General features: G+C 69.2%; 11 protein-coding genes. 5 read left to right on the top strand and 6 right to left on the bottom strand.

Translation table 11 applies throughout. The features are described 5' to 3' along the window. Positions 1-276, top strand: a 276-nt coding sequence (locus V6M46_RS05670) for a nucleoside-diphosphate kinase (protein WP_332662806.1), incomplete at its 5' end; no start/stop codon positions are given. Positions 277-301: 25 nt separating this feature from the next. Next, on the top strand, positions 302-952 hold the full coding sequence (locus V6M46_RS05665; protein ID WP_442880451.1) for an NADPH-dependent F420 reductase: 651 nt from the start codon (positions 302-304) through the stop codon (positions 950-952). A gap of 17 nt (positions 953-969) precedes the next feature. Here V6M46_RS05665 and V6M46_RS05660 read toward each other — a convergent pair whose 3' ends face one another. The 5 genes from V6M46_RS05660 to V6M46_RS05640 form a co-directional block, all read right to left on the bottom strand. After that, entirely contained in the window at positions 970-1,626 is a 657-nt protein-coding gene (locus tag V6M46_RS05660; RefSeq protein ID WP_332662804.1) for a response regulator transcription factor, read from the bottom strand. Next, positions 1,623-2,729: a sensor histidine kinase gene (locus tag V6M46_RS05655; protein WP_332662803.1), complete on the bottom strand. Its 1,107-nt coding sequence runs from the start codon at positions 2,727-2,729 to the stop codon at positions 1,623-1,625. Before V6M46_RS05655 ends, V6M46_RS05660 begins: the two co-directional genes overlap by 4 nt. Before the next feature lie 25 nt (positions 2,730-2,754). Next, positions 2,755-3,519, bottom strand: a complete 765-nt coding sequence (locus V6M46_RS05650) for an ABC transporter permease (protein ID WP_332662802.1) — start codon at positions 3,517-3,519, stop codon at positions 2,755-2,757. Beyond that, entirely contained in the window at positions 3,516-4,496 is a 981-nt protein-coding gene (locus V6M46_RS05645; RefSeq protein WP_332662801.1) for an ABC transporter ATP-binding protein, read from the bottom strand. Before V6M46_RS05645 ends, V6M46_RS05650 begins: the two co-directional genes overlap by 4 nt. Positions 4,497-4,573: 77 nt before the next feature. Further along, positions 4,574-5,200: a hypothetical protein gene (locus V6M46_RS05640; protein WP_332662800.1), complete on the bottom strand. Its 627-nt coding sequence runs from the start codon at positions 5,198-5,200 to the stop codon at positions 4,574-4,576. A gap of 68 nt (positions 5,201-5,268) precedes the next feature. Here V6M46_RS05640 and V6M46_RS05635 point away from each other — a divergent pair, with 68 nt between their 5' ends. Next, positions 5,269-7,200: a TIGR03960 family B12-binding radical SAM protein gene (locus tag V6M46_RS05635; RefSeq protein WP_332662799.1), complete on the top strand. Its 1,932-nt coding sequence runs from the start codon at positions 5,269-5,271 to the stop codon at positions 7,198-7,200. A 29-nt stretch (positions 7,201-7,229) separates the two neighbouring features. Here the strand turns inward: V6M46_RS05635 and V6M46_RS05630 are convergent, their stop codons facing one another. Continuing rightward, positions 7,230-9,365: an MMPL family transporter gene (locus V6M46_RS05630; protein WP_332662798.1), complete on the bottom strand. Its 2,136-nt coding sequence runs from the start codon at positions 9,363-9,365 to the stop codon at positions 7,230-7,232. Between the two features lie 199 nt (positions 9,366-9,564). Here V6M46_RS05630 and V6M46_RS05625 point away from each other — a divergent pair, with 199 nt between their 5' ends. Both V6M46_RS05625 and V6M46_RS05620 read left to right on the top strand, forming a co-directional pair. Next, positions 9,565-9,768, top strand: a complete 204-nt coding sequence (locus V6M46_RS05625; protein ID WP_332662797.1) for a hypothetical protein — start codon at positions 9,565-9,567, stop codon at positions 9,766-9,768. Between the two features lie 40 nt (positions 9,769-9,808). Further along, positions 9,809-10,491, top strand: a 683-nt coding sequence (locus V6M46_RS05620; protein ID WP_332662796.1) for an AAA family ATPase, incomplete at its 3' end; no start/stop codon positions are given.

The raw sequence follows: 10,491 nt of genomic DNA, 5'->3' as shown, positions 1-10,491 counted from the left end.
CAGGCCGACGCCCACTACGCCGAGCACGTCGACCAGCCGTGGTACCCGCCGCTGCGCGAGTTCGCGATCTCCGGCCCGCTGGTCGCGCTGGTGCTCGAGGGTGACGAGGCGATCTCGGTCGTACGCCTGCTCAACGGAGTGACCGACGGCCGGCAGGCCGCACCCGGCACGATCCGCGGTGACCTCTCGCTGTCCAACCGGGAGAACCTCGTGCACGCCTCGGACTCCGAGGACTCGGCCAAGCGCGAGATCGCGCTCTGGTTCCCCGACCTCTGAGCAGCGCGGTGGCTACGCTCGTGCCATGAGCGCGATCGGGATCCTCGGGACCGGCATGGTGGGACGGGCCTTCGCCCGCAGGCTCTCTGACCTGGGCCGGGACGTCCTGGTGGGAGCTCGCTCCGCCGACTCAGCGAGCCTCGCGCCGTTCGGCGAGCTGGGCGTGCGTACGGGCTCGTTCGCCGACGCCGCCGCCCACGCCGACCTGCTGGTCAACGCGACCAACGGCATCAACTCGCTGAGCGTCATGGAGTCGATCGGCGCCGACGTGCTGTCCGGCAAGACCGTGGTCGACCTGTCCAACGAGCTCGACCCCAACCGCGCCGGGCCGCCGTGGCTCGCGGCTCCGGATCGCTCGATCGGGCGGCGGCTCCAGGAGTCGTTCCCCGAGACGTACGTCGTCAAGTCGCTCAACACCATGAACTGCGACGTCATGGTCGACCCGTCGATCGTGCCCGGCGATCACGTGGTGTTCCTCAGTGGCAACGACGAGGCGGCGAAGGCCAGGGTCCGGGAGTTCCTGGCGCTCCTCGGCTGGCGGGACGTCCAGATGATCGACCTGGGCGGCATCGAGACCGCCGTCATGACCGAGATGATGATGCCGGTGTGGATCGGCCTCATGTCGGTCCGCGGCGGCCACGACTTCCACTACAACTGGATCATCAGCTCGCCCTGAACGTTCGGGCTGGGGACTCAGTCCCGCGGCCCCGGCCGTACGAGTCCGTGGTCGAAGGCGAACACCACCGCGGCCGCCCGGTCGCGCAGGTGCAGCTTGGCGAAGACATGACTGATGTGGGTCTTGATCGTGCCCTCACTGAGGGTCAGGCGCTCGGCGATCTCGGCGTTGCTCAGTCCTGTGCCGATCAGCTCGAGCACCTCGATCTCGCGGGGTGTCAGCGCGTCCAGCTCCGCGGTGTGCAGCGCGATGGCGCCGTCGCGGTACGTGGCGAGGACCTTGCCGGTCACCGCCGGATCGAGCCAGGCGCCGCCATCGGCCACGGCCCGCACGGCTCGCTGGAGGTCCTCGGCCGGCACGCCCTTGAGCAGGAAGCCGGCGGCCCCCGCACGTAGGGCGGCCGCCAGGACCTCCTCGTGCTCGAACGTGGTCAGGACGAGCACCGGAGGTGAGCCCGGCATGGCTCGGACCAGTCGCGTCGCGGTCACGCCGTCAGTGCCGGGCATCCGTACGTCCATGACGACAACGTCGGGCCGCAGCTCTTCGACGGTCTCGACAATCCCGGCACCATCGGGCAGCTCGCCTACGACCTCGAAGCCGAATCGGCTGCGCAGGATGCCGCGGAGCCCGGCGCGGATCAGCTCCTGGTCGTCGACCAACAGAACCCGGATCATGCGCGCACCTGGTGACTCGGAGGCAGGACCGCCTCGACCCGCCAACCGAAGTCCGCCGGCCCTGCAGTCAGCCGGCCGCCGACTGACTCGGCACGTTCGCGCATGCTGATGATTCCGACACCCATCCCGTCGGCAGGACGTACGGCCGGGGCGCCGCCGTCATTCTCGACGACCAGGCGGGTCCGGTCGTCGAGGACAGCAAGCCGGACCCGCGCAGCGGCGTCCGGCGCGTGCCGTACGACATTGGTCAACGCCTCCTGCACGATGCGGTAGACCGCCAGTCCAGCCGTCGTGGTCAACCTGCCTGGGTCGCCGTCGATCTCGAGGCGCACCGTGCGCCCGGCACGCCGGAACGACGTCACGAGATCGTCCAGCTGCGCGGCACCGGGCATGGGCGCCAGGGTCGAGGCGTGCGGGTCGCGGAGCATCCCGACGGCCTGACGTACCTCGGCGAGACTCTGCTGCCCCAACCGTTCGGCCTCGGCGAGCGATGCGCGTGCCGTGTCAGGGTCGTCGTCGAGAGCGAGCCGCGCGCTGGACACGTGGAGCAGCGAGACCGTGAGGGCGTGCCCGATGACATCGTGCATCTCGCCGGCGATCCGGTTGCGTTCCTCGGCCCGGGTACGTTCCGCCAGCCCAGCCTGCGCCTCACGCAGCTGCTCGATCAGGGCGCGTTGGCGGCGGGCCAGGAGGCAGACCACGGTCGTGAACACCGTGCCCGCGATCCAGGCACCCCAGCCCGGCTCGTCGCTGATCTGGAGCCACTGGGCACCCAGCACTGCGACGATTCCCGCGCTGAGGGCGACGGACTGGGGCGTCGGCGCGTAAAGGGCCGCCCACCCGGCGAGCACGCACAGAGCGAACCAGCCCAGGCTCGAGGGATTGCCGTTGCAGACGACGGTGACACCGGCCGCGGCCGTCGCGAGTCCGGTGACGAGTGGCCAGCCCGTGGGCGAGCGGATCGCCAGGAGGACGCACACCGCGATGCTGCCGGCGCCGGCAGCCAGCGCGAGCGCTGCCGGTTGGTTCGACCTCACGATCCCGATGACGACGAACAGGGCGACCGCGACCGGAGCTGCGATTCGCCCCGCCCGCTCGGTCATGGCCGTCATCCTAGGATGCGGGGACTCACAGAGCCGTACGTCGTGCCGCCAGGGCCGTCGCGCCCACGGCGATGAGGGTCACGACGATCAGCGCTCCGGCGCCGTCCCCGATGCCGAGCCAAGGCTCGCGCACGGAGTCGGTCACGAGCTTGAGCGGCAACACGTCGGCCACCGATCGCAACGTAGAGCTCATGACCGCCGGCGGGGGACCGCCGACGCCCAGGAGGAACGATGGGAAGAACAGCAGCAGGCCGATTGCCTGGGCGGCCCGTGCTGATGGCAGCACCGTGCCGAGCAGGACCCCGAGGCTGACGAAGGCGACGGAGCCGGCGACGATCCCGAGACCGACACGCACCGGGTCCTCGATCGTCGGGACGCCATACACCGGAGCCGCGACCGCCATGAGCAGCGCGCCGGAGACCGCGATGGCGCTGAGACCGATCACGAGCTGGGCCAGCGCGAACGACCAGCGGGGGAAGCCGGACGCGGCGAACCGCTTGAGGACGCCTCGCTCCCGGTACGACGCGATGTGGACCGGCAGCATGACCAGGCCGGTGGCGCCGATGACGACGGTGAAGTACGACGCGACGTACCAGTGGGAGGGGTTCACCGGGAATGCCTCGTCGGGCTCGGTGCCGAACGACCCTCCGATGATCAGCATCGTCAGGATCGGGAAGACCAGGACGAACGTCAGCGTCAGCGGATCACGCAGCAGCAGGCGGAGCTCAGCCGAAACCAACCGCCGGGTCGCCGACCGGTGCGTGCGTGCAGGCAGGGTCTTGGTGCTCATCGGAGTGCTCCTGTCAGGTCTGATGCGGTCGGTGCGGGTTCCTCGCGCCCGTCGAGCAGGGTCAGCAGAGCGGCCTCGAGATCCGGGACGTCGACGCGCAGGTCGGCGGGTATGGCGCCGCGACTCACGAGCCAGGCGCCGACGTGGGCGATGCTCGAGCGGTCCCCGCGGACCGCGACCTGTCCGCCGGGGTCGAGCCCGACATCGTGAACGCCGCTCACGGATCGCAGGGCCCTCACGAGGCCGTCGGTGTCACCGTCACGTATGCCGAATCGTGTGGTGGCGACGCCGGCATGCCGTGCGACGAGCTCGGCCGGCGTACCTGCGTCGAGGACGCGGCCGGAGCGGACCGCGACGATGCGGTCGCACAACACCTCTGCCTCGTCCAGCTCGTGCGTGACAAGGAGGACCGTCGTGCCGGCGTCGCGGAGCTGCGCGACGGACGACCAGACCTCGCGGCGGGCCGCTGGGTCCAGACCTTGCGTCAGCTCGTCGAGGATCACGAGCCGGGGTCGGTTGAGCAGCGCGAGCACCAGGAACACCCGTTGCTGCTCGCCGCCGCTCATCGAGCCGAACGACGATCGCAGCTTGTCCTCGAGCCCGAACCGCTCGACCAACCCATCGGCATCCCTCGCACTGCGTGTGGAGAACAGCTCGATCGCCTCGCTGACGCGCAACCGGTCCGGCAGCGCTGAGCTCTGCAGTTGGCTGCCGACCAGCCGGCGTACCCGGTCGGCGTCGCGGACGGGATCGAGTCCCAGCACGCGTACCGTGCCGGCGTCTGGCCGGCGCAGACCTTGGATGCATTCGACGGTCGTGGTCTTGCCGGCGCCATTGGCGCCGATGAGTCCCAGGACCTCGCCGGCGGACACGTCGAGGTCAAGACCGTCGACGGCGACCCGATTGCCGTACGTCTTGGACAACCCGCGGACCCTGACGACCTCGGGATCGGTGATGGTTTCGTGGAAGGTCTTCATCCCTCCATGCTGGTGATGCCCAGGTCCCGGCACATCGGCTCTGAGTCGGAACTTCGCCTCTGCCCGTGGGCTGAGGGTCAGGTGTAGGTCGGTTGCCGCAGGTGGTGCTCGACCTCGTCGTATTTTCCGCGTACGTCCTCCGGCAGCCAGATGACGTGGTTGGACACCGACGCCAGGTCGACGTCCTCCTGCAGGGTGACGACATCGACGACCTGCCGTGGGAAGTCGCGCTCGCGCTCCTCGAACTCCAGCAGCGACACGCGCACGGTCACGCCGAACGGGTTGGGGTTGACCAGCCCGATGCCCCAGAAGTCGGTCGGGTCGTCGGTCGCCTTCTGCTCGAGGTCGATCATGACGCTGCGGGTGTCCTGCTCGAGCGCAGGGTGGTCGATCTCCTCGACGGCCGCCAGCTCGACGTGCACACCGCGAACCTGACGGCTCCCCGGACCGTCGAAGCGCAGGATGTCGCGCAGCGTGCCGCCCGCCGGAAGCACGGGTCCGCCCCGGTGCGATCCGTGCACCGTCTGCGTGACGACGTGGGGCAGCTCCCGGCCGTACGGGTCGAGGGGCGTGAAGGCCAGCGTCGGCACGACCGACACGTCGGTGTGGTTCTCGATCGTCAGGACCTGGTCGGGTCCACCGTCGGTCGCGACGGGTACGTACTTGAGGGAGAACGGGCGCTTCTGGCGGGGTTTGCGTCTCACCCTGCAAGCCTAGGCCGTGTCCCGCACGACGTTTTCGCGCCATGGGATGCAGCGCCTAACCTAGAGGCATGTCCGTCGAGTCCGTCTTCCCGCGCCTGGAACCGTTGCTGCCGTCCGTGGGCAAGCCCATTCAGTATGTCGGCGGCGAGCTCAACGCGACGAGCAAGGAATGGGACTCCGCCCGGGTGCGCTGGGCGCTGATGTATCCCGACGCCTATGAGGTCGGGCTGCCCAACCAGGGCGTCCAGATCCTCTACGAAGTCCTCAACGAGCGCGACTGGATCCTCGCCGAGCGGACGTACGCGGTGTTCTCCGACATGGAGAAGGTCATGCGCGACAACGACATCCCCCAGTTCACGGTCGACGCACATCGCCCGGTCAAGGCGTTCGACCTGCTCGGTCTCTCGTTCTCGACCGAGCTCGGCTACACCAACATGCTGACGGCGCTCGACCTCGCCGGCATCCCGCTGCACGCGGTCGACCGCGGCGACGACGACCCGATCGTGATCGCCGGCGGCCACTCCGCGTTCAACCCCGAGCCCATCGCGGACTTCCTCGACGCCGCGGTGCTCGGCGACGGCGAGGAGATCGTGCTCGCGATCAGCGAGGTCGTCCGTGAATGGAAGGACGAGGGCCGTCCCGGCGGGCGCGACGAGGTGTTGATGCGCCTCGCGAAGTCCGGCGGTGTCTACGTCCCGAAGTTCTACGACGTCAGCTACCTCCCCGACGGCCGCATCCAGCGCATCGTGCCCAACCGCCCCGGAGTGCCGTGGCGCGTCGCCAAGCACACGCTGATGGACCTCGACTCGTGGCCGTACCCCAAGAACCCGCTGGTCCCGCTCGCCGAGACCGTGCACGAGCGCTTCAGCGTCGAGATCTTCCGCGGCTGCACGCGCGGCTGCCGCTTCTGCCAGGCCGGCATGATCACGCGCCCGGTGCGTGAACGCTCGATCGAGGGCATCGGCGCGATGGTGCAGAACGGGCTCGACAAGACCGGCTTCGAGGAGGTCGGCCTGCTGAGCCTCTCGAGTGCTGACCACACCGAGATCGGCGAGGTCGCCAAGCAGCTCGGCGACCGCTACGAGGGCACCAACACGTCCCTGTCGCTGCCGTCGACCCGTGTCGACGCGTTCAACATCACGCTGGCCAACGAGTTCAGCCGCAACGGCCGCCGCTCGGGCCTGACCTTCGCCCCCGAGGGAGGCAGTGAGCGCCTCCGCAAGGTCATCAACAAGATGGTGACCGAGGAAGACCTCATCCGTACGGTCGCCGCTGCCTATTCGCACGGCTGGCGCCAGGTCAAGCTCTACTTCATGTGCGGCCTGCCGACCGAGACCGACGACGACGTCATGCAGATCGGTGAGCTCGCCAAGCGGGTCATCCAGACCGGCCGCGAGGTCTCAGGGCGCAACGACATCCGCTGCACCGTCTCGATCGGCGGCTTCGTGCCCAAGCCGCACACCCCGTTCCAGTGGGCTTCGCAGCTCGACCATGAGACCACCGACGACCGCCTCAAGAAGCTTCGCGACGCCGTGCGGGCAGACAAGAGGTACGGCAAGGCGATCGGCTTCCGCTACCACGACGGCAAGCCCGGAATCATCGAAGGTCTCCTGTCACGCGGCGATCGCCGGGTCGGCCGGGTCATCGAGGCCGTGTGGCGCGACGGCGGCCGCTTCGACGGCTGGAGCGAGCACTTCTCGTACGACCGGTGGGCCGACAAGACCGCAGAGGCGCTGGCCGACGAGCCGGTCGACCTCGATTGGTACACCGTCCGCGAGCGCGAGTACGCCGAGGTCCTGCCGTGGGACCACCTCGACGCCGGGCTCGACCGGGACTGGCTGTGGGAGGACTGGCAGGACTCGCTCAACCCCGACGGCGCCCTCGAGGTCGAGGACTGCCGCTGGACACCGTGCTTCGACTGCGGTGTCTGCCCGCAGATGGACACCGAGATCCAGATCGGTCCCACCGGCAAGACGCTGCTGCCGCTCTCTGTCGTCTGAGGCGCCCCCGCACCGGGGTCGGCTGGGACTCAGTTCGCCGGAACCGAGACCTTGTCCTCGCGCTCCCGCTTGGGAGCCAGGGGAGAGGGCTCGACGAACAGCACCTTGGCCAGCCAGTCCGGCAACCACCAGTTCCACCGGCCGAGCACGCTGACGAGCGCAGGCACGAGCAGCGCGCGTACGAGAGTGGCGTCGATCAGGATGCCGACGCCCAGCGCGGTGCCCAGCACCTTGACGTCGACGCCCGGCGAGGAGGCGAGCGCGGCGAACGCGAAGAACAGGATGAGCGCGGCCGACGTGACGAGCCGGCCGGTGCGACCGAGGCCGGTGATCACGGCGGCCTCGGTGTCGCCCGTGGCGTCGTACTCCTCGCGCATGCGCGCCAGGATGAACACCTCGTAGTCCATCGACAGCCCGAACAGGAACCCGAAGATCAACACGGGCAGCCAGAACGTGATCGCCCCAGTGGGAGAGACGTCGAAGATCGCCTCCGATCCGTGCCCCATCTGCCAGAAGAAGACGACCGAGCCGAACACTGCCGCCATCGAGAGCAGGTTGAGGATCACCGCCTTGATCGGCAGCAGCAGCGAGCGGAACGTCCGCACGAGCAGGACGAACGTGATGAACGCGATGAGCGCCAGGACGTACGGGAACCGGTCGTAGACCGCCGAGAAGTAGTCCTGCACCGTGGCACCCGCGCCGGTCACCCCGACCGGCCCGTCGGCCGCGTCGTCCGCGGCGTCCCGGATGCCGTCGACCACGGCGTTGGCCGAGCTGTCGACCGTCTCGTCCTCCGGGATGACGTCCACGACCGCCTGGCCGTCGTTCCTGCCACCGACGACGGCCATCTGGACGCCCTCGACGCGGCTCGTGGCCTCGGCGACCGCCTCGGCGTCGTCGGCATCCACCAGCACCTCGACCGGCGTGAGGACACCCGTGCCGATCTGGCCGTCCCGCAGGGTGCTCAGGGCCTCGTAGGGGTGCCCGCTCTTGGCAAGCGAGTCGACGTTGGCCTGGCCGATCTTGAGGCTCAGCACCGGGAAGATCAGCAGGGCCAGGACCGCGACCGCGACGAGGGTCGCGATGATGCGATGACGGACGATCAGGCGGGACCATCCGGACCAGCCCTTCGACGCGACACCTTCCTTGCGGATCCGGGGCCAGTCGATCTTGGGTCCGATGCTCGACAGGAGGGCCGGGAGCATCGTCAGCACCACGGCGACGCTCACGATGGGGATGAGCATGCCGCCGATGCCCATGCTGCGCAGGAACGGGACCGGCACGACGATCAGCGCGACCAGGCTGATCGCCACCGTGACACCCGAGGCCATCACGGCGTGGCCGGCGGTCTTCATCGCGATGACGACCGCTTCCTCGTTGTCGTGGCCGTGCGCGCGCTCCTCGCGCCATCGCGAGACGACGAGCAATGAGTAGTCGATCGCGACGCCCAGTCCGATCAGCGCGATCAGGAACTGCACGACGAAGCTCACGTCGCTGAACGTCGACAGGAGCAGCACGAGGGTGAACGACGTCAGGATCGAGACCGCAGCGATGACCATCGGCAGGAATGCCAGCAGCGACGCGAACACGAACAGCAGCACCAGGAGCGCGCCTGTCGCGCCCAGCAGCGTCTCGACGAGCACGCTGGGCCCCTCGGACTCGCCGCCGGCCGCCAGCAGGTTGTACGAGGTGAGGCCACTCTCGTAGCCGGCTTCGGTCGCGGCCTTCTCGAGGGCAGGCTCGAGTTCCACCTCTATCCCGGGGCCGAAGGACGTGGGCATGGGCGCCTGGAACAGCGCGTACGTCGTCCGCCCGTCCTCGCCGACGAAGCCCGGGTTGCCGGTGCTCGCGAGGTCGACCATCCGGGTGTTCGGCACCGCGTCATGCGCGGTCTGGAACACCGCGGCGACCTGGTCCTTGCTGCCGTCGACGGTCTCGCCGTCCGGGAGGGTCACGACGGCGACATACGTGTCGAACGAGCTGACACCGAACTCCTCGACGAGCCTCTTCTCCGCCTTGTCGCCCGGCTGCCCGGGCAAGGAGAAGTCGATCGTGAGGCGGTCGGTGAGCTGCGACGCGCTGACGCCACCGACGACCAGCATGACGATCCAGAAGACGGTGACGACGATGCGGTGATGCATGACGAGTCGGGCGAGACGCTCCACGATGAACTCCAGGTCAGCAAGCAACGGTGGGAGGCGCGGAGCCCGAGCCGCGCTTCCCAGCAAGGTATGGGGAGCGCTCCCGGACCGTCAATAGTCCATCTGAGCCGCAGGTCAGCGCCAAGATAGGGCATGTGTCCGATGTGGCGACCCCACCTTAGAAATCACGATGGAGACATCAAGATTCGAAGGAGTGGTCATCATGACTGCATTGGACTACGTGGAGAACGCGCTCTACCGCCAGCGCGAGCAGGAGATGATCCTCCGCAACGAGCGTCGTCGCATCGTCCTGGAGCGCCAGGCGGTACGTTCCGAGGCCCGCCGGACGCGAACCAGGCGCGGCCTGCCGTACGTCGTGCGCCACCGCCTGACGGAGCTGTTCTCAGACGCTCCCGCGCGTGGCTGAACCCGGCAGATCTGTCGGCGGGAGGTGGCACGATGAATTCGTGCACCTCCCGCCCTCCAGCTCGACACTGATCGGCCGTGCCGCGGACCTGCGCGAGCTCGACGCGCTCTATGCCCAGGTCGTGGCGGGCGAGCCCAGGGCAGTCGTGGTGGCCGGCGAGGCGGGCATCGGCAAGAGCCGGTTGCTCGCCGAGTTCACTGCCCGGTCCGCCGCGTCCGCCCGGGTCCTGCGCGGGCAGTGCGTCGACCTCGGCGAGGTCGCCCCTCCGTACGCCCCGATCACCGCGGTGCTGCGCGAGCTCGTCGCCCAGGTGGGCACCGACCGCGTCCTCGAGGCCGCCGGCCCCGGTTGGGACACGATCGGCGTGCTGCTGCCCGAGCTGAGTGACCATGTCACCGGCCAGGGCACCGAGCACCGGCTGCACGAGGGTGTCGCGGTCCTGCTCGAGCACTTCGCCCGCGAGCGCCCGGTCGTCCTCGTGATCGAGGACCTGCACTGGGCCGACGACGCCACCTTGACCGTGCTGCGCTTCCTGCTCCGCGCCGTCGCGTCGGGACCGATCATGATCGTGCTGAGCTACCGCAGCGACGACGTCCACCGTGGCCACCCGCTGCGCGTCTTCCTGACCGAGATCGAGCGCGGCCGGCGGGCCAAGCGCCTCGAGCTGCGCCGGCTGACCCGCGCCCAGGTGCGCAAGCAGGCGGCGTCGATCCTCGGGCGCAC

It is taken from the genome of Aeromicrobium sp. (assembly GCF_036676885.1).
In the GTDB taxonomy this organism is placed as follows: Bacteria; Actinomycetota; Actinomycetes; order Propionibacteriales; family Nocardioidaceae; genus Aeromicrobium.
The sequence above is the reverse complement of the archived record's forward strand: the minus strand, read 5'-3'. Positions and strand labels throughout refer to the sequence as shown.

Bases quoted from the DNA above. Each gene is read 5' to 3' on its own strand.
- V6M46_RS05665 (WP_442880451.1), top strand. From the start codon at position 302: ATGAGCGCGATCGGGATCCTCGGGACCGGCATGGTGGGACGGGCCTTC.
- V6M46_RS05660 (WP_332662804.1), bottom strand. From the start codon at position 1,626: ATGATCCGGGTTCTGTTGGTCGACGACCAGGAGCTGATCCGCGCCGGG.
- V6M46_RS05655 (WP_332662803.1), bottom strand. From the start codon at position 2,729: ATGACCGAGCGGGCGGGGCGAATCGCAGCTCCGGTCGCGGTCGCCCTG.
- V6M46_RS05650 (WP_332662802.1), bottom strand. From the start codon at position 3,519: ATGAGCACCAAGACCCTGCCTGCACGCACGCACCGGTCGGCGACCCGG.
- V6M46_RS05645 (WP_332662801.1), bottom strand. From the start codon at position 4,496: ATGAAGACCTTCCACGAAACCATCACCGATCCCGAGGTCGTCAGGGTC.
- V6M46_RS05635 (WP_332662799.1), top strand. From the start codon at position 5,269: ATGTCCGTCGAGTCCGTCTTCCCGCGCCTGGAACCGTTGCTGCCGTCC.
- V6M46_RS05625 (WP_332662797.1), top strand. From the start codon at position 9,565: ATGACTGCATTGGACTACGTGGAGAACGCGCTCTACCGCCAGCGCGAG.